Source organism: Ligilactobacillus ruminis ATCC 27782, assembly GCF_000224985.1.
GTDB lineage: Bacteria > Bacillota > Bacilli > Lactobacillales > Lactobacillaceae > Ligilactobacillus > Ligilactobacillus ruminis.
This window is the reverse complement of sequence record NC_015975.1, coordinates 30,918-57,565: the sequence shown is the minus strand read 5'-3', so window position 1 is coordinate 57,565 and position 26,648 is coordinate 30,918. Positions and strand designations below refer to the sequence as shown.

Sequence of the window (26,648 nt, the reverse complement as noted above, 5' to 3'; positions counted from 1 at the left end):
CGAGCTTCTGGGAACACGAAGTAGTATTCAGGATGTTGCGCTGGTATTCCAGCTACCTGACTTACAGAACTCCGTTATTTTACCAAGGCCAGTCCCTGGCCAATGGCTTTTAACCCTTTGTGCAGGATGTTAACTGCCGCATTAACATCCCGGTCGTGGTGAATGCCGCACTTCGGACACGTCCATTCGCGGACTTCCAGCGGTTTTTTTCCGCTGCTAAAGCCACAGTTCGAACAGGTCTGACTGGTGTAGTCAGGCTTCACTACAACTAATTGTCTGCCGTACCAGGCGCACTTGTATTCCAGCATTGCGCGGAATTGATGCCAAATGGAATTGATGCCAAATTGACCTGGCCATGTGGTGATTCTTCTGCAGATTCTTGGTTTTCAAATCTTCGATTACAATCACGTCATAGTTCCTGATCAAGTCAGTTGTCAGCTTATGAAGGTAGTCTCTGCGCTTATTGGCAATCCGTTTCTGGCAGCGGGCTTTATTGACCCTTGCACGCTGCCAGTTGGAATAATCATCAAGCTCTTCCAGATGATCAAAGCGGTTATGATTCCACTTCCACACCTGGCATTGAGCAAGGTAACGACGTCTGGCATACTTACGTTGCCACCTAACGGCTTGTTTTTCCAGCCATTCTGCGTTAAAGGTACCGTACTTGACACCGTCAGAACTAATCACCAGATCAGCGAGGCCCATGTCCAGTCCGACCGACTGATGAGTCTCAGGCAGCTGATTAACCTCAGTTTCAACCTGCAATGACAGATAGTAACGACCTGTCGGTTCATAGCTGACGGTGTAACGCTTGATTTTAGCATCACCGACAAGACCTGTCCTGCTTGTACGAATGCCGCCCAGTTTGGGCAATTGCATTCTTCGCCGGGCGAGCACCTTACAGGTCGAACGTCCTGTATAGGACTGGCGTAAGGAGTGCCGGTTCTTGAAATGCGGATAACCGCCCCGATGCCTGAACAGCATTTTGAACGCCTGAGCAAGATTGTGGTTCACCACCAGGAAACTGGTGGAATCACTTTCCCTGAGAAAAGCATACTCGCACTTGAGCTGTTTCAAGAGATAGTTCATGCCATACTCATTGACGAAAAGACTGTTTGGATTGTTCTGATAGCGTTCCTTAGCCATTCCCAGCATCTGATTCCAGACAAAACGGTCGTTGCCAAACATTTGCCATAACTGTTCCCGCTGGGATTGATTGGGGTACAATCGCAGCTTAATCCCCTTAATAACTTTGTTCATTTCAAGTTCACCACTTTTCGACGCTGGTCATCAATGTACCTGGCAACAGCCTGTTCATTAACTGTGCCGATGCTTTCAACATAGTAACTCGGTGACCACAGATGACGATCCTGCTTCTTCCAGTAACTGGTTTGCAATTCCGGACATTCTCTGAACAATTGCCATGCTGAAATTTCCTTCAGCCAGCGCATAATATTCGTTACCGACAATTCAGGCAGTGCGCTCACCAATAAGTGAATGTGGTCATCTTTTCCAATCTCCATGTGAGCAATCGTAAAGCCGTATTTTGAAGCAATTTCATATAAGGTTCGCTTCACTGTTTCGACGTGTCCTTTCAGCAATTTATTGCGATACTTAATTCCCCAAATGAGATGATAATTAAGATTGTAAACCGATGTTCTACCATACGTAAGTCTGTTTATATCTTTTATATCAATTATTATAACACATATGTTCGTATTCGTGTGTCATAAGGACAAAAAAACAGGCAATTCATCACGTCCTTAAAAGAACGTGTTTCCTTGCACACTTTCAAAAATGAAAAAAACCGGATCAGATTTGCACTTGATTGCAAATCATCCGGTTTTTCAATTTGAGGAGGATTTTTTTCACAGCCTCTTTTTTAATTTTCTTCCACTAATTCCAATTCATTTTTATCAGGATCAAGCACGATTGCTCGATAGCGTCCGTCTTTTGTCTTTTCCAAATGCTGAGAGCACTCGTATCCGTCATTTTCGATTGCACGTGCCAATGATTCGATCATCTCAGGTCCGCCGACAGAAATTGCGAACCTGGCACATCTTCGCGGACCAGGCTCTGCATTTTTCAAAAGTTCGAGGCGAACATCGTCCGAAAACTTCAGCAAGCATGACTGTTTGTCAGTGCTTATCCAATCTTCTTTTGCTCTGAAATACTTTTGGTAAAACATTTCCGATCTTTGAACGTCCTGCACGAAAAGACTTACGTATTCAATTCTCATTTTGATCACCCACCCTCATTTTACAGCAACTGCCCTTCTTTTTCTAAAACCACGTTCTGAATGTTTCACGTGAAACATTAATTGTCATTGAAACACGTTGTTTCTCGTTTTATAATCTTGCTATAAATCATATTTTACGGAGTTTTTCACCATGTTAAAGAATAAAACACAGCTCAAATTCGTTCGCAAAAGTTTCTTTGCAATTCTCTACGGACTCATGTCGGCCATCGGCATCAACGTTTTCCTGTCACACGCTCATTCCTATTCGATCGGCGTTCCCGGAATCGCGCAGCTTCTTCAGGCGATTTTTACAAATTTCGGCATCAGCGTCAGCATCAGTTTCCTGATGATCATCATGAACATCCCGCTGTTCCTGTTTGCCTTGAAAGCATTCGGCTTTAACTACATCGTTTTTTCGCTCATGGCTGTTGCCTCAAACATTTTCTTTCTGAAGATTATTCCGCAGGTTACCGTCGTCACCAACGATTTGACAAACACGCTTGTCGGTGCCGCAATCATCGGTGCCGGCATCGGCTTTTGTTTCAACAACGGTTTTTCGACCGGCGGAACGGACGTCATCGTCACCTACTTCCAAAACAAGTATAAAATGAAAATCGGATTTATCAACAACTTGCTGAACGGCGTCATTCTGATCTTGACCGCCATCTTCTTCAATCTCGGGCGAAGCGTCTACAGTCTGCTCGGGATGCTCGTCACCAGCTGGATGATGGACTTCACTTTCAAAAAGCAAAAAGATACGAGCATCATGATCTTTACCAAGGCTTCAGACAAAGTCGCAGATGCCCTGCGCTATTTCGTTCATGGCGCAACCCTTTTGAACGGTACCGGCATTTACACCGGCGAACGGACCGACATCATCATCATCGTTGCTCAGCAAGACCAGATTCCCTACTTGCGTCAAACGATCAAAAAAGCAGATCCGAACGCATTCATCAGCATCCAGGATGCAAATGCCGAATTGGGCAATTATACGCAGGTCTTTGATGACTGATTTAAGCAAGAAGACACTGGGAAAGAGCTGCGGTGAAATCCATAGTTGTCGACCTGAATGCCCAGTACATCAAGGCATTGTTTCCGAATGCCCGGATCATCATCGACCGCTTCCACATCATACAGCTGGTCTTAACAGCGTCGAGTATGATTTCTCCAACGTCCGGTTGAAGGAATAAACCGCAGAATCAAGAGTCTGAAACGCAGTTGCTTTGGATTCAGGTATCTTGATAACTTAAGGAAACGCATTGCGCTGATCAGAAGCTGACGCTGGAAGTGTTTTTGAGACAGCCTCTCTGAATACACTTCCTCCAGCCGTAGTTTCCGGCGGGTAAGCATTGTGATGTCAACCGCAACCGGGAAAAGTCGTGGAGCGCGAGGCAGAGACAAGGTGTGGAACCGAGCGCTTAGCCCGCAAGCACCAGGCCTGCTCAAACGCCAGCAGGCGAGCCTGCCAAGTGAGAGTACCTGGGCGGAACGGGCTGCGGGGTGAAACCCAGTTAGGTCGCAGCGCGTTCGAGCTTTGCGAATCAACGGCAGGAATTCATACATGAATCCACGCTAGCGGAAACGCCGGCGGTGTTGATACGTAACTGTACCAATTTGAAAAAACACAAGAGAATCCGACGGGAACAAAAAAACTCCACTCCATTTCTGAAGTGAAGTTTTCAAGGTCATCAACACCATTTGACAAAGACCCAAAAACCGGATGATTTGCAATAATTACAAATCTAATCCGGTTTTTCAATTTGAGCCAGAGTTTTTTCCCAGCCTCTTTTTTATTTCAAAAAACATCTTCTTTGCATGCTAATCGTTTTCGTTAAGCCACTTGCACAAAAGCTCAACGTATTTTTCGTTTTCTTGCACGAACGACATGTGGCGACAGCCTGCAAAAAGCTCCCAGCGCGCATTTTCGATGCGATCGTACATCGTTTTGGCGACCAAAGGCGTGCAAAGGTCGTCAGTCCCGCTCGTAATCAGAGTCGGAACGGAAATCTCGTTCAAACGATCAGTGACCTCATACGAATGAAGGTTTCCCTGCGGATTATACTCATTTGGCCCCCAGGCTTCAAGATACGCGCGCTTGCCGCCGATTTTCTTGCGGCGAAGCGGTTCCGGAGCATCGCTGGTGATTTTCGCACAGCTGTGAAGCTCCATGAAGCGCTCATTTGCAGCCAAATATTCAGGACTTGTGAAATCGCCCGTCGATTCTGCTTGCTTGATTGCTTCCTGATCTCTTTCATCCATGAACCTTATCATTCGGTGAAGTTCTTTTGCCCACAGTGAAGCCGAAGACAGCGTGCTTGAAAGAATCAGGCTCTTGGCGCCCCTTGCATCACCGTCAAGCATGTAGAGCAATGCCAGCATTCCGCCCCATGACTGACCCAAAACGTGAAATTCTGAAACGTGCAGCTGCTCGCGCAAATTTTGCAGCTCCTTCATCCAAATCGAAGCGTTGTAAACCTCAGGAGTATCGTCCGGAAGACTGGATCTTCCGCAGCCAAGCTGATCATACATGATGACCTGGCGGTTCGTTTTGTCTGCAACGCAGTCAAGCACCTCGAAATAATTGTGCGTCGATCCCGGACCTCCGTGCAGCAAAATCAGCGGCGGCTTTTGATCAAAATTTTTGCCTGCGATTCGATAATACGTCCGGTATTGTCCGAACGGCAGATACCCTTCCTTGATTTCAGTCATTTAAATTCCCCCTATTTATGGTACGGACTGCCAGAATTAATCATGAAAGCCCGATAAATCTGTTCCGTCAAAACGAGGCGCATCAGCTGATGCGGCATCGTGAACCGACCAAAGGAAATTTGCGAATCCGCACGTTTCAGCACGTCTTCAGACAATCCGAGCGAGCCACCGATGACAAATGCCAGATCGCTTCTGCCATACGTCGTCAAATTTTCGATTTCTGAAGCAAATTCTTCAGATGTACGCTCTTTGCCAAGAATTGCTAAAGCATAAACGTAATCACGATCTTTGATCTTGCCCAGGATTCTTTCTCCTTCGGTTTTCTTGACGTTTTCCATCTGCGCTTCGCTTAACTTTTCAGGGGCCTTCTCATCCGGAACCTCGACAATTTCAAACTTGCAAAACTTGCCAAGACGTTTTGAATATTCCGCAATTCCCTGTTTCCAGTACTTTTCTTTTAATTTTCCCACGCAGATTATTTTGATATTCATTTAAATCCTCCTTGAACATGTGGATAATACACAGCTTTCCCACAAACTTATCCACATGTTGATAAGCAAAAACACAACATATGGCTGATTTCAACCTTTTTGATACTATATTTATGTTGGAAACGTTCGACTTATCCACTTTGCATAAAACCATGCGAACGCACTTTCCATATTGCCAAAATCATTGTAAAATCAACGTTTCTCAGTGTTCCACAAATTGCATATCGCAAACTTATCCACAACTTTCACTCGCAATTGTGGATAAGTTTTTTCGTGAACATTCGCTTTTTCCTGTGCATAACAATTATAGCAAATTTTTACGTGCCTTTCTTGTGAAATGCAGAGCCGGATATCCGCAATCAAACAGCCGAGACTTGCTGCCAAGCCTCGGCTGTTTGCGGTTAGATCTGTTTTCGCTTTAATTTCCCGAATTGGATGCCGTCGACGTATTCTTGTCGTTAGACTCAAGCGTCAGTTTGACGTTTGCCTTTTTGAGCTCACCTTTGTGGTAGTACTGTATTTCAACAGTGTCACCGACCTTGTGACCGTAAAGCGCCGTCCTCAATGACGACAGGCCGGAAACTTTCTTGCCGCCAAGCGAAACGATGACGTCATATTTTGAAATATCAGTCTTCTTTAGCGGTGATGACGAGTTGACCTTAATCACGACGACGCCGCTCGTTACCTTGCTTGGAAGGTTGAGCGTCTGAGAACGATCAGCTTCGGAAACGTAATCAAGGTCAACCAAAGAAATTCCGAGTGCCGGCCGAACCACCTTGCCGTTTTGGACAAGCTGGTTGATGATGCTGACGACTTCATTGCTTGGAATGGCAAATCCCATGCCTTCAACGGACGTTGACGAAGACGACGTGCTCGATCCCGTGCTGGAAAGCTTCATGGAGTTGATGCCGATAACCTGACCGGCAAGGTTGATCAAAGGACCGCCTGAGTTGCCCGGGTTGATGGCCGCATCCGTTTGAATAACCGTAGCCTGACCGGTCGACGTGCCGTTTGAGTCCGTAACGTCAATCGTGCGCTTCTTGGCGGAAATAATTCCCTGAGTCAAGGAAGTTGCGTATTCAGAACCAAGCGGAGATCCGATGGCAAGCGCCGTTTCGCCGACGCTGATGTTGTCAGAGTTGCCAAACGTTGCAACCTGATTGACGTTTGAAGCGTCAATCTTCAAAACTGCCAAGTCTGAGACGGAGTCATGTCCGACGACTGAAGCCTTGACCTTCTTGCCGCTGCTCAAAAGAACCTCGACTTTATTTGCACCTGAAATGACATGATTGTTCGTCACGATAAATGCAGTGTTCCCATCCTTCTTGTAGATGACGCCAGAGCCTTCGCTGGTCGAAGTTTCAGACGAGCTGCTGTCGCCAAACAGGTCTTCAAGCGTATCGTAATCGGAAGACGAATTTGAATATGCTTCAACTGAAACAACGGCTCCCTTGATTTTCTTGAATGCTTTTGAAGCTTGTGTTCCGACGTTGACTTTGACGTTGCTTGTCTGCGTCGTTCCTTTGGAATTTTCAATCTTGTCTTGTGCCTGCGAATTATGATTTTGATAATAGACATATCCACCGACCGAAATTCCGCCGCCTAAAAGCCCTGCAACGAGCGCTGTGACGAACACCTTGCCCAAGCCGTTTCCTTTTTTTGGATCTCGTGATTCAGGCGAGTTGTTTTCTGGCTCAACTTCATTGAATTCGCCGTCGAATTGATTGTTGTGATTGTCATCGAACATAATGATGGACCCCTTTCGTTTTTATCTCTTAGCTTTAATATAGCCGTTTTCTCATAAAAAATCCTGTATTTTTCAAAAGCTTTACCTTAATTCAAGCAATTTTAAAAATTTTTTTACAATGCTATCAGCGGCGTAGCCTTCTCAGGGTCGGTATCATGGAGATAAAAATCATGATCGACGGCAAAATCATGGTCACGCATCATATGATCGACCGTCAGATGTGCCAGCTCTTTGACGTTGTTCTCACGGCTGAGGTGACCAAGATAAATCTGTTTGGTCTTGTTTCCGATGACGCTCATCAAAGCATTGGCTCCGTCTTCGTTCGACAGGTGTCCGGTATCGCCTAAAATTCTTTGCTTCAACGGCCACGGGTATGCCCCCATCCGAAGCATCTCCGTATCGTGATTGCATTCGAACAGATACGCCTCTGCATCTTGAATGATTCCGGCAACCATCGGTGAAACGTATCCCGTATCGGTTACAATCGCAAACGAACTGTCATGATGGTGCAGCTCGTAAAATTGCGGCTCGCTCGCATCATGCGAAACGCCGAAACTCTCGATGTCAAGATCGTCCAAGCTGAGCACGCTTCCGCATTTGAAGACGTATTTTTGATCCAGCGGGATTTTGCCGACCTTTTTGCTCATCGCATCCCATGTGCCCTCATTTGCGTACACGTTCATCCCGTAACGCCTGGCCAAGACACCGACTCCTTGACAGTGATCGGAGTGCTCGTGCGTGACGAACAGGCTGTCGACGTCTTTTAACGTCCGTCCGATCGAGTTCATCAACGTTTCGATCTTTTTACCGGAAAGTCCGGCATCGATCAAAACCTTGTGTTTTTCTGTTTCGACGTAAGTCACATTCCCGCTGCTTCCGCTTGCCAAGACGCTGATTTTCATTTGATCTTTTTGCTGTGTCATTTTAATCTTCCCTACTTAACACTGATTGTTTCATCCATGACTGCACCGGTAAACGCATTGATCCGCCGGTATTGAACCGTCCCTGAAGATTTGGAGCTGATGCAAAAATTCCACGTCGGAATGTAAACTACGCTGTTGTTGACGTCAAGCAGCCTGGTATAACCCAATTTGCACCACTCGACGGTCGAATTTTGCGACAGCTTGTTGTATTGATAAAGCCACATCAAGGCACGTTTTTGACTGATTGTATCTTTCTTTTCGCGCAAAATATCGGCCGCATGGATATACGTTTGCGTATAGCCCGTAACATAGCCATCTTTGACCGTAAACCTGATTTGTCCTTCGCTTGAATAGACGGGTTTGCCGTAAAGTTCCTGCGTATAGACGATCGTATTTTTGGTCGAAAGATTGCCGTTAAAAGAATAATGCTTGCCCATCGGTATTTCAGCCGAATCCTTGACGACAGAATCAAGCGAATTTTGCGGATTCGTCAGATTGAGCTTGATTCCCGTGATAAACGAAGCGGTCAGCTTATGATTTGAATAAGACCAAGTCACATAGTGCAACTGAGTCGCCTTTTCACGCAGAAAACCGTCCTTTGGCGCTGCCAGATAGTATCCGCTTTGACTCTTGTCAGACAATTTTCCGTGACTGATCTGATCGTTTTTCAAACTCTTCATCAAAGATGCTGTCGAGTCCTGAGTACTGGTATTCGTTGTCGACTCAACGATTGAATCTTGATGAAAGTAAGTCGTCAGCAAGAAAAAGTCAAGCACGATAAATGCCACCAGGAAGATCCATTCAATTCGTTTAAAATTCATCGTGAACCCTCCTCATTGTGAACCAGATCCCTGTAATCGATCCAAACGTTGTTGTATTTGACAAAATAAGTCGGTGTCAAATCAATGACGAGCGCGCTTGATTCATTCTTGGATTCGCGGTATCCGATCTGAACGTTATTGATTTTTTGCATGTCGATTCCGCTTTGCTTCAAGCTCTCCATGACGTCATCCGTATTCGGCAGCTGAACTGCGTTTGAATCGGCCGGAACCGGCACTTGCAAGGTATAAAGCGAGAAAACCAGATGTTGATTTCCGCTGTCCGTGATCTGAACCTGATAAGAGCCATACTCATCTGCTGAAATAATCGGAAAACCGTTGATATAGCTGCGATATGTGGCATTTTTGCTTTGAAAGTCAAATTCCGAGTAGCGCACGTCATCAAGCGCAACGTCCAAAAGTTTCAGCCGGTCAAACGACAAGGTCAGACTGTCATAAAGGCTGCGATGTCTTGCTTCGGCAATTTCTTTTGCATAGTTCGTGTAAGAAACGTAGCCGTTATGATTTTTGATGACCATTCGCTGCCCGGCATCATCAGTGTAGATTGTTTGTTTCTTCTGCTCCCGAGTCGTTACGGCCGAATTTTCGTTTGATCCGATCAATCTGGTGACGAACAGCCCTGTATTTTCACGATTGATCAAATAGCTGCTCTTCGGAACTTCGATCGGTTGTAAGAAATACTTCGTGATATGCCCGTTGAACAACCGATATTCGACACGAACCATCTTGATGTCGCGCCGCGTTATCAGAGACGACATTTTTCCGATTGCCTGAACGTGGGCAGTATAGACGTTCAGACTGTGGTCGTCCATGAAATAAATGACGCCGTGGCGATTCAAAGGCACCAAAATTCTTGAAAATGCATAATTCGCATCTGATTTCGTCATCGACTTCATATGGTTCTTGAACAAGCCGAGCGTCACGGGTGCCGAGTAGTTCAGCGAATACGAATCGTTCATGTTCAGAAATTTGAGGTACTCTTCTTGACTCCTGAACGTTTTTTTGGTAATTTTTTTGATTCTGACGTTTTTGCCCCGGCGTCTTGCAAGGTCGATCACATCGATCTTCGTACTCGACAGCTGATATCTCGTATCATTTTCGTAGTAAGTCAGACTCACGGGCAGATAAACGTCGGCGATGCTTTGTTTTCCAGCCACGTTTTTATCGACGTTGCCCGCTGCCGGAACACTTTTTGCTCCAAAGACCTGGAAGTTCGAAGGAGTCACCCAAATCAGCACAGTGAAAATGATGCTGATCAAAACCGCAATAATCAGCGCAACCGGAAGGAGCCATGACCAGTTTCTTTTCTTATTCTTCATCCCACAAGTCATCTCCTTCGTATTCTTCATATGGCAAGGAAATATAAAATGTCGATCCCTTGCCTTCGATACTGTCGACCCAGATCTTGCCATGATGCATCTCGATTACTTCCTTAGAGATTGCAAGTCCAAGTCCAGTTCCACCCTGAGCTCTTGAACGCGCCTTGTCAACGCGGAAGAAACGGTCAAAAATATGTCCAAGGTCTTTTCGCGGAATTCCCAAGCCCTGGTCCGTAATGCTCAAAATCACGTGATTGTGCGTTTCCAACAGACGACACGTGATTACGCCGCCATCAGGGGAATATTTGATCGCATTGTTCATAATGTTGTCGACCACCTGAATGAACTTGTCGGTGTCGATTTCAACCCACAGATCGCGTTTCGTGAAATCACGCTTGATCGTGTAATTCTTGCTCTTGGTTTCACGAGTGTCGTTGTTGTCTTTTTTAAGCATCATGTCAAATCGATTCAAAATATAGTTGAACAGCTCGTTCAGATTGACCAGCTCAAAATCAAGCTTGACGGTTCCTGAGTCCATGCGCGACAAACTCAACAAATCATTGATCATGCGAATCATGCGATCGGTCTCGTCCTGCGTAACCTTGAGAAATGCAGGGGCGACTTCCGGATCCTTCCAAGCACCGTCATTGAGAGCTTCGATGTAGCTTCTCATGCTCGTGAGCGGCGTGCGCAATTCATGCGAAACGTTTGAAACGAACTGACGCCTTTCACGATCGATTTTCTGCTGTTCGGTCACGTCATGAAGCACGCAGACCAATCCCGAAATAAAGCCCGTTTCGCGTTGAATCGTTGAAAAGTAGGCATTTAAAATCTGATCATGTCCTGCATCAGACATGTCGACGATGATTCCGTCCTGATTTTCGATCAATTCTCGCATCGTTTGCATCTCACGAATTTTGAGAACGTCCAAAATCGAGGTTCCGATTACGTCTTTTGACTCAACGTCCAGATATTCGCAGGCCATATCATTGATAATGCTGATGTTTCCGCGCCGATCCGTTGCAATGACCCCGTCCGACATGTGCGACAAGACCGAATCAAGTCTGCGCCTTTCTGAATCAGAAGACTCTTGTGCTTCTTCAACTCTGACAGACAGATTGTTGACCGCCTGTGCCAATTGTCCCAACTCGTCAGTCCCGTAAACATGAACCTTGCCTGAGTAATCGCCGTCGGCAATCTGCATCGTCTGCTTTTTCATTTCATCGATCGGGCGCGTAATCGCGCTTGAGACGGTAATCGCAAGCGCCATCCCGATTGCCGTTGCAATCAAGGAAGCCGTCGCAAAAATCAGCGTGACGCTGTTGACCGAATCATAGACGCTTTCGAGATTTGCTCTGAGATACACTGCCCCGACGACCGTATTGGTATTTCCGCTTGCGCTAAACAAGGGCGTAATCGACACGTATGAACGCCGATTGCTGCTTTTGTCATACGTCATCGTCGTAAACGTTCTTCCTGAATAAAGAACGCGCTTGATGTTTGTGTTAGTTGTTTTCTGTCCGACGACCGAGCGTCCGTTAACGTCGTTTTCGCCGCGAATCGTTCCTTTGGAATCAATCACTTGAATCGTCGAAATATTTTCGTTGTTGATGTCTTCCAAAATCGTATTGATGCTCTTGTTGGCTTTTGTCGTATTCGTCGACGTCAGCTGCTTGATCAGCGAATTATCGACATAAGTGGATAATTCCACTCGTTGTTTGAATGATTTGATATTTTCACTTTTCAATCTCTGTACAAAAACAGCCCCGACGATTTGAAATGTTATCAATAGCAACAATGCAAACACGAGGGCTATCTTGAAGTGAATGGATTGGAAAAAGTGAAGCTTTTTATTCGTTTGTTTTTCCATCTTTTTCCTTTGTTATCGTCATGCCGATTTCAAGCTCGGATTTACTCACCGAATTCGGTTTCGGCAGTGCATTTTTCAAAAATCAATCATTCGGCTTCCGGACTGCGCAGATAATAACCGACTCCGCGGCGCGTCACCAACAATGTCGGGCGACTCGGGTTGTCCTCGATCTTTTCGCGCAAACGTCTGACGGTCACGTCAACCGTGCGCACGTCGCCGAAATAATCATATCCCCAAACAGTCTGAAGCAAGTGCTCACGCGTCATGACCTGGCCGATATGCTTGGCCAGATAGTACAAAAGCTCGAACTCGCGGTGCGTCAGCTCGATTTTTTCGCCGTTCTTTGAAACGACATAGGCTTCCGGATGAATCGTCAAACTGCCGATTTCGATGTCAGACGACTTCTCTTCTTCCGGCGTTGCGTTTGCAACCGCTGCCTGACGTCTCAGATTGGCCTTGACGCGCGCAACCAGCTCACGGTTCGAAAACGGCTTCGTCACGTAATCGTCGGCACCCATTTCAAGGCCTAAAACCTTGTCGATTTCGGCATCTTTGGCCGTGACCATGATAATCGGCATGTCATGCGTCTTGCGCACCTCGCGTGCCACTTCCAAACCGTCAATTTTCGGCAGCATCAGATCCAAAATAATCAGATCGGGAGAAACCTCTTCAACTTGTTTCAGCGCTTCTTCACCGTCATAAGCCGTATGCACGTCATAGCCTTCCTTGGTCAGGTTGAACTTGATGATGTCTGAAATCGGCTTTTCATCATCTACTACTAAAATTTTCTTCATGTTGATTCCTCTTTAAAATTCAGTATTTCCAATCAAAAGACGTTCTGATGACAAATTTCCGTCTCTTATCGTTAATAATCCATACAACACCATTATAACATTTAAATTCAGCTGTTGTGAACTGAGCAAAAGTGCTCTGTTTTTTGACGCGAGGACGAACGAAATTCGAAACGTCATCTTTATTTTTCCGTTAAATCAAGGCATTTGATGCAATGAGGCGGGGAAACGACGCTTTTTGAAATCTGCCCGTATTTTTGCACCGGTTTTCATTTGCGGCTCTGCATTTTTCAGTGAGTACAAAAAAAAAGACATCGGAACTTCCGATGTCTTTCCCAAATCTCTGATGGGTGGTCAGGGGATCGAACCCTGGACCCACGGATTAAGAGTCCGTTGCTCTGCCAGCTGAGCTAACCACCCATATTGCGTTGACTTACAATCAACATAAGATATGATACCAGTTATCTGGATAAGATGCAAGCCCTTTTTCGACTTCCATCGAATGCCGGTTTCAAAACACCGACAATGGGTGGTCAGGGGATCGAACCCTGGACCCACGGATTAAGAGTCCGTTGCTCTGCCAGCTGAGCTAACCACCCATATGTTACCTAAGCAACGAATATTATTATATCGAATAATCCTGTTCGTTGCAAGTCTTTTTTAAAAAAATATTGCGATTCACACACACGAAACCGCAATATCTTCAAATAATTTAGTTGTTTTTATCTGCCTTGCTTCTGAACCGAAGCAAAAATCGTTTTTACGAAGAAATACAGAATGGGGGTACAGATTGCGGTGGAACATGAATTGATCACCGTTGCGGGCAAACTGAAGAAGGATGCAACCAGCGCTGTCTTTATTGCAGTTCCTGCCATCAGCGCCTCAACGATCGAAGTTCCGTAAGACGTGAAGATCTTGGTCACGCCCGCCGCAATTGCAAGAATTATGATATTCTTTTTACTGTCATTATATTTGAAAGCCCTGAAAAGTCCGGAAATTATCAAGGCGACAACTACGACTTCAAGCATCGTCAGCCAACTGGTGGATGCATATCCGTTCAAGATGTCAAATCCGCCAAGACCGATTATCCCGGCAAGCATCCCGTTTCGAAATCCCAAAAAAAGGATTGCGACCGCAGTCAACGTATTGCCGAAATGGATAAACGGCTTACCGACCATCGCAGGGACCGGTATGCGCAAAACCCAAATGCCAATATAGATGATTGCGGCAAACAGACCTGTCAGAATGACTGCTCGCAAAGAATTTTTCTGTTCTCTCATTTCTATTTCCCCCTCAAACGATCTCCAATTTTTTCAATAATTGCGGAATCGCGGCACCATAATCAGCACCAAACCGAGGGTCGTGGGGCTCTTTGGTCTTTACGATTGCTTCAGACACGAAGTCCATCGCAATCGTTCCAGCAGACCTCAAATCTTTTTCGTACAAGAGACTTGAAAAAAGAACCGATGCAAAGAGATCGCCAGTTCCGAAATAGTTCCCAGGCTGTTTCGAACGACTGACCATCCAGGTTCCGCCGTCTTGTTCGCAGCCGACGATTGAAATCAGGCCATTGCCTGAATCAATCCCCGTCAAAACGATGTTTCTCAGATTGAATCTTCTTTGCACCTTTTCAGCCGTTTCAAAAGCATCATCTGTTGCAACTGGAGAAGTAGTCAAAGGCTCGCCCAACAAGAGTTTTGCCTCAGTATAATTAGGTGTCGCAATATCAGCCTTTGAAATCAAGCATCTCATCTTCTCAACATATTCTTGATCGAACCCACGATAAAGCCTTCCATGATCCCCCATCACGGGATCGATTAAAAGCATCGTTTCAGTCGTGCTTACATCCGCCAAATTTTCCTGCAGAACGTCCAAAGGTTTCTCTCCCAAATATCCCAGATAGATTGCAGAAAACTTCAAACTCAATGTTTTCCAATGCTGGAGAATGCTGACCATTTCTTTTGACAAATCCAGATACGTGTTCTCCCCGAAACCGCCCGTATGTGTTGACAACAAAGCGGTGGGCAAAACGGTCGGAGCCAAGTTCAGCGCGCCAAGCAAGGGTAAAGCACAGCCAAGCGAGACTTGACCTGCACAAGACAAGTCCTGACTGATCAAAACATTGGATTGCATTGCCTACGTTCCTTTCTGACTTTTGCAGCCGCATTTCACAAAAATTAAAAGGCTCAGGAGTTAAGAGCTTGTCAATATTATAACATGATAACCGATTATTTTTTAGTCGTGATTTGCTTTTTTTGGCAATAAGATGCTTGTAAACGCTGTATTTGCCAAAGAACCGTCCAGTGCCACAAAATGTTTGCTTCATGCCTTTGAAGCGGTATTTGTCATGCGGAAAAATCCAGGGCGGAAAGCAGCGAGCGGTTCCTGATTCGTCGAAAACGGGGCGTGCGAAACCGAAAGTAGACAAAAAACGGGGGAAATGTCTGATTTTTGTCTACCGGACACTCCAAATTCGGGGCATGCGGCTCCGAAAGTAGACAAAAAACGGGAGAAACGCCTCATTTTTGTCTACCGGACTCTCCAAATTCGGGGCGTGCGGCTCCGAAAGTAGACAAAAAACGGGGTGAATGCCTCATTTTTGTCTACCGGACTCTCCAAATTCGGGGCATGCGGCTCCGAAAGTAGACAAAAAACGGGAGAAACGCCTCATTTTTGTCTACCACCGACTCCAAATTCGTCCCGCGCGGCCTCGAAAGTAGAACAAAATCTCCATCCGTAAAATTTGAGTGAAATCTCGGTGCACCGCCCAGAATAAGAAGAAATGCCCCACAATCATTAGACTACTTTGTCTAACAATTATAGGGCACTTCAATCACTGGCACGAATTTTAATCATTATTCATTTGCGTACGGGGTCATGACCGTTCGCTTCCACACCTTGTTAATCGGGTTCAGACCAACAACAAGGCTCATGATAAGTTCGTGCCGCGTCATGACTGCGCTTGCGCTGATTACTCGCGCCCCTTCTTATCTACCGCCTTGTTGAGCGGCTGGTCTTCACACCTTGTTCCTACCAAGCAAACAGTCCCACCGTTGCTGCCGAAAGCAACGAAACCAAAATGCCTGACAACAGCAAATAAGGAACGTTTTTGGAAACCAAGTCGTTTTTCTCACGATCAACAATGCTCTTGAAGCAGCCAATGATCATGCCGACAGTTGAGAAGTTGGCAAACGACGTCACGAAGACCGTAAGCACGGCGCGGTAGTGTTCGGAAAAGGCTGTCGTTGCGATCTTGCCGGTAACTTTGCCCATAACGACGAATTCGTTCGTCACGAGCTTTTCACCCATGTATTGGGCAAATTGGAACGCATCCGAAGGGTTGAGACCCATAAGCCAAGCAAACGGGAACATGATGATCCCGAGCAGATGTTCCAGGGAAACCCATGGATGAATCAGGCCCAAAAGCTTGTCGACAAGCGCAGCCAAGGCAACGAACGCAATAACGTTGGCAGCGATGATCAAAACGAGACGGCCGGCAGACAGAATCGAGTCGCCAAGAAACGAGAAGAAAGGTTCCTTCTTGCCGTCGGCTTCAACCGTCCCTTCAGCAACGGAGGCCAATCCGCCGATTTTGGCAATAAAGTCTTCTTCTTGCGAAACCTGCACTGGATTTAACATTGAAGTTACGACCAATGCGTTGATCACGTTGACAGGGATTGCCGTTAAAATATATTGTCCGGGCATCATTTGCGTATAAGCACCGATAATGGAGGCCGTTACGCAGCTCATGGACATCATGGCAAGCGTCAAATCGCGTTTTGCGCTCATCTGCTTAAGCTGCAGCGATGAGACGGCCAACGCCTCCGTATTGCCGAGAAACATCATTTCAACTGCGAAAAACGATTCAAATTTAGGTTGACGCGTAATAAATGAAAGACCGCGTCCGATCCACTTGATAATCCACGGGAGAACACCAATATAAGTCAAAATGTCAAACAGCGGCACGATCATTAAAATCGGCAGCAGCACGCTGACGAAAAAGTCCATCGACTTCACGTTGACCATGCTCGGAATTGCAAACGCGATTCCCTGATACGAAACTTGAACAAGTGCATCAAAGCCTGCCGCGGCTCCTTTGACGATTGTGAGACCGATCGGAAAACTGGTCAAAAACCATGCCATGACAAGGTTTAAAGCCGTCATTGTCAAAATTGCGCGCCAGTTGATGGCTTTGCGATCTTTTGAAAACAACCATCCGATTGCGAGAAATACGATTAATCCGATGATGTTGATTGCTAAATACAAAATTTTTTCTCCTCTCTGGACTGTAAAACTTTCGATATTATATCGGAACGCGTCCCTTTTTGTAAAATGCAGAGCGTTGATAAACGTGCGTTTCTTGCCTATATTTAGAATAATTTAGTTTGTGATCGAATGCTAAACATCACGAATAACGAAAATTATTGATAAAACAGAATTTATCCTTAGTCAATCTGCGAACAATAAGGAAAAGTTAAAAAGTTTTCAATTCTAATGGTAAGCGCTTGCATTTTGATCAAAAAGTGCTATAATCAGAATTGTAGAAAGGGTTTAGAGATTCTGCAGCGCGACTGAACGAAACAGCGCTTGCAGCGAGCTTGAAACGATAAAAGCATCGTTGCCCAATAGTGAAATGACCGTATCCGATACAGCAAGGATGGATATGGCTTGAAGGTTAATTAAGCAGGATCAAAACGCCTTTCAATTATACCTTAATCGAACGAGACAGGTTGGCGGATTACCGATAATGTAAAAGAACGTCGTGAAAGAACTTATGTGGTAATGAAAGGCTGACTGAGGGCTCGTCGTAAGGAGCCGGAACTTGATTCCGGCTCCTTTTTTTGTGCTACAATGACATTACGCAGGAAAAGAGGGATATGAATGGCAAAATGCAAAGAAACGCTGGCAATTACGAACCATCGCGTCATTTCCGAAGACATCAACGAGCACGAAACCGTGTATGGTGGACGAATTTTGGAAATTTTGGACGGAACGGCATCAACTTCGGCAGCCAGACTGGCGCGAACGCAGACCGTCACCGCTGCAATCGACGACGTGAATTTTATTGCACCTTTCACCTTGCATGATTCCTTTTGCGTCGAAAGCTACGTAACGGGCGTTGGCACGCATTCGATCGAGGTCTTCGCAAAAGTCGTCGGCGAGCATCTTTTAACGGGCGAAAGATTTTTGGGAATGACGGCTTTTTTCACTTTCGTCATCCTGGACAAAAGTGTCGAACCAGAACCGATCATCCCTGAAAGCAACGAGGAAAAAATGCTTTGCAAAGGATATGAGCAGCGCAGAAAACGCAAAAAGGCCGCTTTAAATGATCGTTTAAGCTTCAATCAGCAATTGTCGATTGATCTTCCATACTAAAGAAAAAGCAGCTCTGAGGCGCCTTAAATACGTCTCAAAGCTGCTTTTTATCGAGAGTCAGTCATTATCTCGATTCTGGGCCACCTTCATCAACAAGCGGATAGCTTCTTCGTAACTGCAAGTATGTTCTTCCATAACTTGTTTAATCAATTCTTCAGTCGATGTCTTTGCTGAAATCGTCATAAAATATACCCCCTGATATCAATGAATGTGTCCATTTCCTCATGGCGAACTTATGTTTCTCTTTTTATATCACTTTTACATTTTAGCGCGGTTCTCTCAAAAAGAAAAGGCAAAATTTCAAATGATTTTTTTGCATATTTGACATAATCTTTACCCCATGCGCCTTTGACCTTCCTCAAAAAAATTTTTCACTGCAAAATATGCAAAAAACAAAACCACACCGAAACTTTTCGGTGTGGCAGATCATCAATCAGTCTTCATCCCTGGTTTCCAAGTAAGATAGCCTTCGTAATCCTTAGTATGGAGAAGCCTCTCTGCATTTTCAACACGATCCTGAGTCGGCGGCTCGACTCCTTCCAAACGATAAGGAATACCCATTTCGTGGTATTTGTGCACGCCCATCGTATGGTAAGGAAGAACCTCGACCTTCATGACGTTTCTCAAATGCGTTTTGATATAATCTCCGAGCTTTTCAAGATCTTCGTCAAAATCGGTCTGTGTAGGAATCAAAACGTGTCTGATCCAGACCGGCTTGCCGATTTCAGACAAATACTCGCAAAGATCGAGAATATTTTCGTTTGGAAAACCGGTCAGCAGCTTGTGCTTATCTGAATCGATATGCTTGATGTCGACGAGCAAAATATCAGTCACGTCCAACAGCTTGTTGAACGTATCAAACCAAGGCTTTCGTCTGGTGAACGGCTGCCCGCACGTGTCAAGACAGGTGCTGATACCAAGTTCCTTGCATTTCGTAAACAGGTCAAGAGCAAATTCGGGCTGCAGCAAAATCTCGCCCCCAGAAAGCGTGATTCCTCCTTGCTCTCCCCAAAATTCCCGATAAGGAAGCGCCTTTTTCAAAACCTCATCAGCAGTCATTGTCGTCCCGACGTTCTTTTTCCAAGTATCAGGGTTGTGACAGAACTTGCACCGCATATTGCAGCCTTGCATAAAGACTACGAAGCGGATTCCGGGCCCATCAACGGCACCGAACGTTTCAATCGAATGAACGTACCCTAATATTTCACCCTTTTCATTGGTCGGTACCGGTTTTAAATACGGATTTGTCGTCATAGTCTCATGCCACCTTCAATTATAAAATACAGTGTTACATATGATCGTGGAACGTTCTGGAAATTACGTCATCCTGCTGTTCTTTGGTCAAGTCGGCAAAGTATACGCAGTATCCGGAAACACGAATCGTCAGAGTCGGATACTTTTCAGGATGCTTTTGCGCATCAAGCAGCGTATCACGGTTAAAGACGTTGATGTTCAGATGATGACCGTTATTCTTCATATATCCGTTGATCATGTTTACTAAAGTCTTATCGCATGTTTCTTCATCATGGCCCAATGTTGACGGCGTAACGGCAAACGTATTCGAGATGCCATCCGTTGCATACTTGTAAGGAATCTTGGCTACCGAAAGAAGCGATGCCAATGCGCCGTTTTGTTCTGCACCGTATGCCGGGTTGGCACCTGGTGAGAACGGCTTTCCCTTTTGACGGCCGTTTGGCGTTGTCCCTGTATTCTTGCCATAAACGACGTTTGAAGTAATCGTCAAAACGGATGTTGAAAGCTTTGCTCCGCGATAGAGATGATGCTTGTTCATCTTCGTATAGAGCTGTTTTACGAGCCATACGGCAATTTCATCGGCACGATCATCATTGTTGCCGTAGCGAGGGAAGTCGTTGTCTGCTTTGAAGTCGATTGCAACGCCGTCTTCGTCACGAATTGCTTTGACGTGACCATACTTGATTGCGGAAATGGAGTCAGCGGCAACCGACAGGCCTGAAATACCGGTTGCAAACGTCCGGTTCAGCACTGTATTTTTCAATGCCAGCTGAGCAGATTCGTAGTAGTACTTGTCGTGCATATAATGGATGGCATTCAGCGCATTGACATAGATGTCTGCAACCCATTCAAGCATATCGTCGAATTTCTTCATGAATTCATCATAGTCAATATACTCGGAAGTAATCGGAGCATATGCAGGTCCGCACTGGAGTTTCGTCAATTCGTCGACGCCGCCGTTGATCGCATAAAGCACTGTCTTGGCAAGGTTTGCGCGAGCACCAAAGAACTGTACGCCATCGGCAATCGGCTGAGCGGAAACGCAGCAGGCAATGCCGTAGTAGTCCGTTCCCCACGTCTTCATCATCAAATCGTCGTTTTCGTATTGAATCGTCGAACTCTTTGAAGATACGCTCGCAGCATATTCCTTGAACGACTCAGGAAGGTTTGCCGACCACAAAACCGTGATGTTCGGTTCAGGCGCAGCACCCATGTTGTGCAAGGTATTCAAGAAACGATACGACGTCTTCGTTACATGATGACGTCCGTCCATGCCCATGCCGGCCAACGAAAGCGTTGCCCAGATAGGGTTGCCAGAGAACAGAGAATTGTACTCAGGCGTACGGATAAACGAAACCATACGCAGTTTCATCGTAAATTGATCAATCAATTCCTGAGCTTCTTTTTCTGTCAAAATGCCACGTTCAAGGTCACGTTCAACGTAAATGTCAATGAACGAGTCAATGCGTCCGATTGACATGGCAGCCCCGTTTTGCTGCTTGATGGCTGCCAAGTATCCGAAGTAAAGCCATTGGATGGCTTCCTTGGCCGTCGTTGCCGGATATGAAATGTCATAGCCGTATTCTGCGGCCATCGTCTTCATGTCTTTCAAGGCACGAATCTGATCGGAAATTTCTTCACGTACGCGGATAACTTCGTCAGTCATTTCGCCGTCGCCGTAATTTTTGAAATCTTCCTTCTTTGCGGCAATCAAACGATCGATTCCGTAAAGCGCAATGCGCGGAAAATCAGCAACGATGCGTCCGCGTCCGTATGCATCCGGAAGTCCCGTAATAATCTTGTTGTGGCGCGCGCTCTTGATTTCGTCCGTATAAACGTCGAACACACCTTGATTGTGCGTCTTATGAAGATCAGTGAAGATTCTTTCCGTTTCAGGATCGATTTCAAAACCATAAGCTTCCAAAGCTTCCTTAGCCATGCGAATCCCGCCATATGGCATCAATGCTTTCTTGAGCGGCTTGTCAGTCTGAAGACCGACAATTTTCTCAAGATCCTTGTCAAGGTAGCCCGGTCCGTGCGACGTGATTGTCGAAACAACTTTCGTGTCAGCATCCAAAACGCCGCCAGCAGCACGTTCCTTGAGTTTCAGATCAACGAGCTTATCGTTGAGTTTCGTCGTTGCTTCGGTAGGTCCTTCCAAGAATGAAGAATCACCGTCATAAGGAGTGAAGTTTTGTTGAATAAAATCGCGCACATCGATTTCGTCTTGCCATTCTCCGCCTTTGAAGCCATCCCAGGCTGTTGTCACAGCTTCTTTAACATTATCCATCTGAAGCATCTTAATTCCTCCCTAGATTGTTAAATCATTTGACTATATTAAAACAACGTTATAACGTTCCAGCGCTCACAACCGCTATATCAAAGCGTTGTTATCGCTTTCACAGTATATGATATAAAAATTATCCGATAAATACAAGTACTTTGTCTTAAATTTCACAAAGTTTCAACAATATTTAATTATTGTCACATTTTAGTTTTATGGGAAAGAATTTGTGAGAATATATTACTATATTCGAATATAATAAGCTAGCATCTATAATTAATATAATAAAAAATTTAAAAACTGTTTGCATCCGCTTTTTTTCTCTGCATTTTATAAAATACAGAAGCCTGTGGCTGCTGTCAAGGATGCGCGTCACGTTGGGCTTACGGTAAAAATGCATTTTTTAATTTGACCGTAAGAGCCAGTCCTCGATTACGGAAAAAATGCCAGTTTTTAAGATTTGCCCGTAAACGACAATCCCTCGACTCCTTTTGGTTGCCGTATACAAAAAGCCCGGATGAGATCCGCAGCTAATTGCAAATCATTCGAGCTTGTAGTTTGATGAATATTTTTTCCTGATAATTTTTATTAATCAGTATCGTCTAAAGCCAAAGTCATCTTTTGTCGAAACGAATCCTTTAAGAAATTTCCGAACGCGATGTATGAATCAGACGTATTTTTCAGTCATACCTCAAGGTTCGTCACAAAAAAAACGTGCCTAAATTTGTGCCCAAACGTTTTCCAAGACGTTTGTCTGGTCGCGGTCAGGTCCGACTGAGAACGTTGAAACTTTGACGCCGACAAGATCTTGGATCCGATGGATATAATTGCGGGCATTTTCAGGAAGATCTTCCAAAGTCTTGCACTTAGTGATATCTTCCTTCCACCCTGGCATCGTTTCATAAATCGGCTTGCAAGCTTCAAGTTCTTTCAAACTTGCAGGATAATGATAAATCTTTTCACCATTCAATTCATATGCGGTACAAATCTTGATTTCATCAAGCCCCGTCAAAACGTCAACGCAGTTCAAACAAAGGTTGGTCAAACCTGAAACACGCTTTGAATGACGCATAACGACCGAATCAAACCATCCGATTCTCCGTGGACGCTTCGTGACCGTGCCGTATTCATGACCGGCTTCACGAATGAAGTCGCCCGTTTCATTCTTAAGTTCCGTTGGGAAGGGACCATCACCGACACGGGAGGTATAAGCCTTGCATGCACCGACAACTTTATTGATCTTGGCAGGACCAACGCCTGATCCGATCGTAACGCCGCCTGCAACAGGATTGGAAGAAGTAACGAACGGATATGTTCCTTGATCGATATCAAGCATGTTGCCTTGAGCACCTTCAAACAAGACTCTTTTTCCTTCATCAAGCGCATCGTTCAAAACAACCGACGTGTCCGTAACGTACTTCTTGATTTCCTGACCGTATTCAAAATATTCTTCAAAGATGTCTTCAAACTTCAACGGTTCCCCATCATAATCATACATCTTTTCAAACAAACGATTCTTTTCTTCAACGTTGCGTTTCAATTTTTCAGAAAACGTTTCCTTATCCAAAAGATCAGCAACGCGAATTCCGACACGTCCCGCCTTATCCATGTAGCAAGGTCCGATGCCCTTGTTCGTCGTTCCGATTTTGTTGTCTTTCTTCGACTTTTCCTGCAATCCGTCAAGAATAATGTGGTATGGCAAGATAACATGAGCGCGGTCTGAAACGCGCAAGTTGTCAGTAGTTACGCCGTTTTCATGCAAATAGCGCAATTCTTCAACCAATGATTTAGGATTCAAAACGACCCCGTTGCCGATAACGCAAATTTTTTCAGAATAGAAAATGCCTGATGGGATCAAACGCAGCTTATATGTTTTGCCATTGAACGCAATTGTGTGACCAGCGTTGTCTCCACCTTGATAACGTGCAATAACTTCAGCATTCCGGCTCAAGAAATCAGTAATCTTACCTTTGCCTTCATCGCCCCATTGGCTACCTACAACTACAACTGATGACATATATATATCCACCTCATGTTTCCTTAGCTCTGTGTTTGCTGCAACACAAACGACACGTAATTCTGCCGTTTGTCAACCTTGATAATTGTAACAAGTAAAAAGCTATTTTTCAAGCAAAGTGCGAAGATTATAAAACAAATTAATGGCAATATCTTTCTATACCGAACATTAACAGAAACTTCCGGTCTCTGACGGCAGCATTTTTTGATTTGTACGGTTTTTCAATTCCATGGATCATAGCGACGAAACGGCAAAATCGATCTTTCGCGCGACAATTTTTCCATTTTCTTTAAAATGCACGATGCCTCATCGCCCACGGTGATTTTTTGCTTCAAAACGACTTCGTAAATTGCCCGCACACATTTGTCCATAATGGTTTGCGGCGCAATCTGTCTTTCTTCCAAACTCTTCTTTCCGTAAGCAATGATTCGTTCAATCCGTTCATTTTTCGGTACATATGCCACATCAAATTCATCGATATATTCATTGGCTAATTCAGCTATTTCCTTGCGTGATTTCATTGACATGCCTTCTTTCTGAAATCTTTTTACAACTTGAGTATACTCTTTCGGTTCGATAATTAAAAATATTTCCCGGGAAATAATCTTCCCGAATGATTACTTGCGCTTCCAAAAGTGTAACCACAATTTTTTGTGATCAAAACCAGCTGCATTAAAAAAACTCTGCCTTACAAAAGCAGGCAGAGAGACGAATCATTTTTTGATTACTTGGACGGCAAAACGTTCAACACGTAAAGCATGACGACGAAAACAAAGAACAGAGCAATCACGACTGGATTAAGCTCCTTCTTGCGGCCGGCAGCAATCATCGTAATCGGATAGATTAAGAATGCAAAAGCAAAGCCATATGAAATGTTATATGTCAAAGGCATTGCAATAACCGTCAAAAATGCCGGCAAGGCAATTTCAAACTTGTCCCATTCGATTTCCTTAAGCGACTGCGCCATCAAAGCACCGACGATAATCAATGCCGGTGCAGTGACTTGCGTCGTTACGACTGACAAAAGCGGTGAGAAGAACATGCCAAAGCCAAACAAAACAGCAACAACCAATGCAGTAAAGCCCGTACGTCCTCCAACGGCAATTCCGGCTGAGGATTCAACATAAGCGGCCGTTGGCGTCGTTCCCATGACTGAACCGGCAAGCATTGAGACGGAATCTGCCATCAAAGCCTGACCGATTCGTGGCATTTTGTCGTTTTTCATTAATCCCGCCTGTTGGGCAAGTCCGATCAGCGTTCCGGCCGTATCGAAGAATGCCACCAACAGAAAAACCAAAACGACCGCCCACATCTGCGGAGTATTGACGTCGCCCAAATATTTGATACCGACCGCAAACGTCGGTTTCATGCTCGGAATGGACGATACGATCCGAGACGGTGCACTGATCAATCCCGTCACGAGTCCCAAAATCGCAGTTGCAACGATGCCGATAAAAATTGATCCCGGAACTTTTCTTGACATCAGCAATGCTGTCACGAACAATCCAAAAATCGTCAGCCAAGTCGTTGGAACGGTCAATGAGCCAAGCTGAACAAGCGAAGATTTGCTTGCGACAACGAGACCACCGCCTTGCAGGCCAATGAAAGCAATGAACATCCCGATGCCCGCAGCCATTGCCAGTTTGAGATTATGCGGAATCGCATTGATTACAATCTCACGAATTTTAAAAAATGTCAGAATCGTAAAAATAATCGAAGCCACGACAACGCCTGCAAGCGCAGTCTGCCACTTGATTCCCATCGCCAAAACGACTGAATAGGTAAAGAATGCATTATCACCAAGTCCAGGAGCGATTGCAATCGGGTAATTGGCCAAAAATGCCATCAACAGACACCCGAGAATCGCAGACAAGGCCGTTGCCGTGAAAACGGCTCCCTTGTCCATTCCTGATTCACCCAAGACGCTGGGATTGACAAATAAAATATATGCCATGGAAACAAATGTCGTAATTCCTGCCAAAGTTTCCTTCTTGACGTTTGTCCCTAATTCTTTCATGTGAAACTGCTTTTCAACCCAATTGAGTTTCTCAGAAGAAGAATTTTCAATGCTCAATAGTAACACCTCTATTTTAATAATTACTAATCAAGTATATCCTAACATTTACAAATTGCAACCATTAAATGTTCGCGTTTTGCAGCAAGGAAATTTTTAAGCCCTTCCATCCTTAATATGTCAACGTTCTATATTTATAAAATTTTATTATTTTTCATTTAATTTTAGGCGGAATGCCAGTGATTTTAACCACTGCATGGATAGCCCTCGCCTATTTAAACAAGTGGCCCGCTTTTCCCTTCTCATTCATCAAATTCCATTTCCGCAATCGACAATTCGAGCTCTTCAATCACGCGGTTGTCATCAAAAAAACGAATCCAATCCTCAGGGCGATCGTATTCATCAGGAATTGTTCTCTTCAACTGTGACTCAAGATTTTCAATAAATTCTTTGAGATGCTTTTCTGTTTTCCGCCTGAGCTGTGCTTCGTTGTACCGCTTGGCCGGCTGTCTCTGCTCATTTATCTGCTGAAGATGCGCCAATATTTTTTTACCGAACAAATCCAGTACGTTTGAGTTGTCTGAAAGATATTCGGTGAGTTCGTTCGTGTTGATAATAATCCCTTCTTTTTACTATTGATATTAACAATTATACAAACTTACATTCGTTTTGTCCATAATCAAACGAACATATTTTCCTTTTTGTGCCAATGATTCTGCAATCAAATCGATTCCAAGCAGAATGACGTCAAAAGTTTCCGAAGTTTTTTGAACTC

At 44.9% G+C, this 26,648-nt stretch carries 23 protein-coding genes, 2 tRNA genes and 2 pseudogenes; 4 read left to right on the top strand and 23 right to left on the bottom strand.

The window, feature by feature from the left end; all coding sequences use genetic code 11:
* Window positions 1-74 precede the first annotated feature (74 nt).
* From LRC_RS00265 to LRC_RS00255, 3 genes and pseudogenes are all read right to left on the bottom strand, one after another.
* Window positions 75-1,260: pseudogene (locus LRC_RS00265) on the bottom strand (RNA-guided endonuclease TnpB family protein).
* Window positions 1,257-1,691 (bottom strand): IS200/IS605 family transposase, encoded by a 435-nt coding sequence (tnpA, locus tag LRC_RS00260; RefSeq protein ID WP_082271461.1) that lies wholly within the window; start codon window positions 1,689-1,691, stop codon window positions 1,257-1,259. Before tnpA ends, LRC_RS00265 begins: the two are co-directional and overlap by 4 nt.
* Window positions 1,692-1,882: 191 nt before the next feature.
* Complete coding sequence (locus LRC_RS00255; RefSeq protein ID WP_014072669.1) at window positions 1,883-2,239, bottom strand: VOC family protein; 357 nt, start codon at window positions 2,237-2,239, stop codon at window positions 1,883-1,885.
* A gap of 151 nt (window positions 2,240-2,390) precedes the next feature.
* Here LRC_RS00255 and LRC_RS00250 point away from each other — a divergent pair, with 151 nt between their 5' ends.
* The 3 genes and pseudogenes from LRC_RS00250 to LRC_RS12230 all read left to right on the top strand — a co-directional run bounded on the left by LRC_RS00250 (window position 2,391) and on the right by LRC_RS12230 (window position 3,518).
* Window positions 2,391-3,251 carry a YitT family protein gene (locus tag LRC_RS00250; protein ID WP_014072668.1) on the top strand — a complete coding sequence of 287 codons (861 nt, stop codon included), beginning with the start codon at window positions 2,391-2,393 and terminating at the stop codon, window positions 3,249-3,251.
* Window positions 3,252-3,271: 20 nt separating this feature from the next.
* A pseudogene (locus LRC_RS11070) lies at window positions 3,272-3,379 on the top strand (transposase); the annotation flags it as partial.
* Between the two features lie 46 nt (window positions 3,380-3,425).
* On the top strand, window positions 3,426-3,518 hold the full coding sequence (locus tag LRC_RS12230; RefSeq protein WP_144011397.1) for a transposase: 93 nt from the start codon (window positions 3,426-3,428) through the stop codon (window positions 3,516-3,518).
* A gap of 539 nt (window positions 3,519-4,057) precedes the next feature.
* On the opposite strand, the gene pepI is transcribed toward LRC_RS12230, so the two are convergent.
* From pepI to LRC_RS00185, 13 genes are all read right to left on the bottom strand, one after another.
* Entirely contained in the window at window positions 4,058-4,948 is an 891-nt protein-coding gene (gene pepI, locus LRC_RS00245) for a proline iminopeptidase (protein WP_014072667.1), read from the bottom strand.
* An 11-nt stretch (window positions 4,949-4,959) separates the two neighbouring features.
* Entirely contained in the window at window positions 4,960-5,439 is a 480-nt protein-coding gene (gene rlmH, locus LRC_RS00240) for a 23S rRNA (pseudouridine(1915)-N(3))-methyltransferase RlmH (RefSeq protein ID WP_003697684.1), read from the bottom strand.
* Between the two features lie 418 nt (window positions 5,440-5,857).
* Window positions 5,858-7,186 (bottom strand): S1C family serine protease, encoded by a 1,329-nt coding sequence (locus LRC_RS00235; protein ID WP_014072666.1) that lies wholly within the window; start codon window positions 7,184-7,186, stop codon window positions 5,858-5,860.
* 113 nt (window positions 7,187-7,299) lie between these two features.
* A complete protein-coding gene (locus tag LRC_RS00230) occupies window positions 7,300-8,109 on the bottom strand; it encodes an MBL fold metallo-hydrolase (protein ID WP_014072665.1) in 810 nt (269 codons plus the stop codon).
* A gap of 11 nt (window positions 8,110-8,120) precedes the next feature.
* The gene (locus LRC_RS00225) at window positions 8,121-8,930 is read right to left on the bottom strand and encodes a two-component system regulatory protein YycI (protein ID WP_014072664.1); all 810 of its coding nucleotides are present in this window, start codon (window positions 8,928-8,930) and stop codon (window positions 8,121-8,123) included.
* Window positions 8,927-10,267 (bottom strand): YycH family regulatory protein, encoded by a 1,341-nt coding sequence (locus LRC_RS00220; protein WP_014072663.1) that lies wholly within the window; start codon window positions 10,265-10,267, stop codon window positions 8,927-8,929. The genes LRC_RS00225 and LRC_RS00220 overlap by 4 nt, the downstream gene beginning before the upstream one ends.
* On the bottom strand, window positions 10,257-12,137 hold the full coding sequence (gene walK / locus LRC_RS00215) for a cell wall metabolism sensor histidine kinase WalK (RefSeq protein ID WP_014072662.1): 1,881 nt from the start codon (window positions 12,135-12,137) through the stop codon (window positions 10,257-10,259). The genes LRC_RS00220 and walK overlap by 11 nt, the downstream gene beginning before the upstream one ends.
* A gap of 86 nt (window positions 12,138-12,223) precedes the next feature.
* Window positions 12,224-12,931 (bottom strand): response regulator YycF, encoded by a 708-nt coding sequence (gene yycF, locus LRC_RS00210; protein ID WP_014072661.1) that lies wholly within the window; start codon window positions 12,929-12,931, stop codon window positions 12,224-12,226.
* A 344-nt stretch (window positions 12,932-13,275) separates the two neighbouring features.
* Window positions 13,276-13,348 (bottom strand) — tRNA-Lys (locus tag LRC_RS00205).
* Window positions 13,349-13,454: 106 nt separating this feature from the next.
* Window positions 13,455-13,527: transfer RNA gene (locus tag LRC_RS00200), tRNA-Lys, on the bottom strand.
* Between the two features lie 123 nt (window positions 13,528-13,650).
* A complete protein-coding gene (locus LRC_RS00195) occupies window positions 13,651-14,208 on the bottom strand; it encodes an ECF transporter S component (protein WP_014072660.1) in 558 nt (185 codons plus the stop codon).
* Window positions 14,209-14,221: 13 nt separating this feature from the next.
* Entirely contained in the window at window positions 14,222-15,061 is an 840-nt protein-coding gene (locus LRC_RS00190; protein WP_014072659.1) for a pyridoxamine kinase, read from the bottom strand.
* An 897-nt stretch (window positions 15,062-15,958) separates the two neighbouring features.
* Window positions 15,959-17,194, bottom strand: a complete 1,236-nt coding sequence (locus LRC_RS00185) for a NupC/NupG family nucleoside CNT transporter (protein WP_014072657.1) — start codon at window positions 17,192-17,194, stop codon at window positions 15,959-15,961.
* Between the two features lie 615 nt (window positions 17,195-17,809).
* Here LRC_RS00185 and LRC_RS00180 point away from each other — a divergent pair.
* The gene (locus LRC_RS00180; protein ID WP_014072656.1) at window positions 17,810-18,304 is read left to right on the top strand and encodes an acyl-CoA thioesterase; all 495 of its coding nucleotides are present in this window, start codon (window positions 17,810-17,812) and stop codon (window positions 18,302-18,304) included.
* Window positions 18,305-18,361: 57 nt separating this feature from the next.
* On the opposite strand, the gene LRC_RS11725 is transcribed toward LRC_RS00180, so the two are convergent.
* From LRC_RS11725 to LRC_RS00150, 7 genes are all read right to left on the bottom strand, one after another.
* Window positions 18,362-18,487, bottom strand: a complete 126-nt coding sequence (locus LRC_RS11725; protein ID WP_003695850.1) for a hypothetical protein — start codon at window positions 18,485-18,487, stop codon at window positions 18,362-18,364.
* 246 nt (window positions 18,488-18,733) lie between these two features.
* A complete protein-coding gene (pflA, locus tag LRC_RS00175) occupies window positions 18,734-19,558 on the bottom strand; it encodes a pyruvate formate-lyase-activating protein (protein WP_014072655.1) in 825 nt (274 codons plus the stop codon).
* A gap of 34 nt (window positions 19,559-19,592) precedes the next feature.
* Window positions 19,593-21,857, bottom strand: a complete 2,265-nt coding sequence (gene pflB, locus LRC_RS00170) for a formate C-acetyltransferase (RefSeq protein ID WP_014072654.1) — start codon at window positions 21,855-21,857, stop codon at window positions 19,593-19,595.
* Window positions 21,858-22,560: 703 nt separating this feature from the next.
* Window positions 22,561-23,859 carry an adenylosuccinate synthase gene (locus tag LRC_RS00165; protein ID WP_014072653.1) on the bottom strand — a complete coding sequence of 433 codons (1,299 nt, stop codon included), beginning with the start codon at window positions 23,857-23,859 and terminating at the stop codon, window positions 22,561-22,563.
* 221 nt (window positions 23,860-24,080) lie between these two features.
* Complete coding sequence (locus tag LRC_RS00160) at window positions 24,081-24,380, bottom strand: hypothetical protein (protein ID WP_014072652.1); 300 nt, start codon at window positions 24,378-24,380, stop codon at window positions 24,081-24,083.
* A gap of 203 nt (window positions 24,381-24,583) precedes the next feature.
* Entirely contained in the window at window positions 24,584-25,876 is a 1,293-nt protein-coding gene (locus tag LRC_RS00155) for an NCS2 family permease (protein WP_014072651.1), read from the bottom strand.
* Window positions 25,877-26,175: 299 nt separating this feature from the next.
* Window positions 26,176-26,433, bottom strand: coding sequence for a hypothetical protein (locus LRC_RS00150; RefSeq protein WP_014072650.1), 258 nt, complete (start codon window positions 26,431-26,433; stop codon window positions 26,176-26,178).
* Between the last annotated feature and the right edge of the window lie 215 nt (window positions 26,434-26,648).

What these genes read in the sequence shown, in the direction of transcription:
- LRC_RS00255 (WP_014072669.1), bottom strand. Translation starts at nt 2,239, where the DNA reads ATGAGAATTGAATACGTAAGTCTTTTCGTGCAGGACGTTCAAAGATCG.
- LRC_RS00250 (WP_014072668.1), top strand. Translation starts at nt 2,391, where the DNA reads ATGTTAAAGAATAAAACACAGCTCAAATTCGTTCGCAAAAGTTTCTTT.
- pepI (WP_014072667.1), bottom strand. Translation starts at nt 4,948, where the DNA reads ATGACTGAAATCAAGGAAGGGTATCTGCCGTTCGGACAATACCGGACG.
- rlmH (WP_003697684.1), bottom strand. Translation starts at nt 5,439, where the DNA reads ATGAATATCAAAATAATCTGCGTGGGAAAATTAAAAGAAAAGTACTGG.
- LRC_RS00235 (WP_014072666.1), bottom strand. Translation starts at nt 7,186, where the DNA reads ATGTTCGATGACAATCACAACAATCAATTCGACGGCGAATTCAATGAA.
- LRC_RS00230 (WP_014072665.1), bottom strand. Translation starts at nt 8,109, where the DNA reads ATGACACAGCAAAAAGATCAAATGAAAATCAGCGTCTTGGCAAGCGGA.
- LRC_RS00225 (WP_014072664.1), bottom strand. Translation starts at nt 8,930, where the DNA reads ATGAATTTTAAACGAATTGAATGGATCTTCCTGGTGGCATTTATCGTG.
- LRC_RS00220 (WP_014072663.1), bottom strand. Translation starts at nt 10,267, where the DNA reads ATGAAGAATAAGAAAAGAAACTGGTCATGGCTCCTTCCGGTTGCGCTG.
- walK (WP_014072662.1), bottom strand. Translation starts at nt 12,137, where the DNA reads ATGGAAAAACAAACGAATAAAAAGCTTCACTTTTTCCAATCCATTCAC.
- yycF (WP_014072661.1), bottom strand. Translation starts at nt 12,931, where the DNA reads ATGAAGAAAATTTTAGTAGTAGATGATGAAAAGCCGATTTCAGACATC.
- LRC_RS00195 (WP_014072660.1), bottom strand. Translation starts at nt 14,208, where the DNA reads ATGAGAGAACAGAAAAATTCTTTGCGAGCAGTCATTCTGACAGGTCTG.
- LRC_RS00190 (WP_014072659.1), bottom strand. Translation starts at nt 15,061, where the DNA reads ATGCAATCCAATGTTTTGATCAGTCAGGACTTGTCTTGTGCAGGTCAA.
- LRC_RS00180 (WP_014072656.1), top strand. Translation starts at nt 17,810, where the DNA reads ATGGCAAAATGCAAAGAAACGCTGGCAATTACGAACCATCGCGTCATT.
- LRC_RS11725 (WP_003695850.1), bottom strand. Translation starts at nt 18,487, where the DNA reads ATGACGATTTCAGCAAAGACATCGACTGAAGAATTGATTAAACAAGTT.
- pflA (WP_014072655.1), bottom strand. Translation starts at nt 19,558, where the DNA reads ATGACGACAAATCCGTATTTAAAACCGGTACCGACCAATGAAAAGGGT.
- pflB (WP_014072654.1), bottom strand. Translation starts at nt 21,857, where the DNA reads ATGCTTCAGATGGATAATGTTAAAGAAGCTGTGACAACAGCCTGGGAT.
- LRC_RS00165 (WP_014072653.1), bottom strand. Translation starts at nt 23,859, where the DNA reads ATGTCATCAGTTGTAGTTGTAGGTAGCCAATGGGGCGATGAAGGCAAA.
- LRC_RS00160 (WP_014072652.1), bottom strand. Translation starts at nt 24,380, where the DNA reads ATGAAATCACGCAAGGAAATAGCTGAATTAGCCAATGAATATATCGAT.
- LRC_RS00155 (WP_014072651.1), bottom strand. Translation starts at nt 25,876, where the DNA reads ATGAAAGAATTAGGGACAAACGTCAAGAAGGAAACTTTGGCAGGAATT.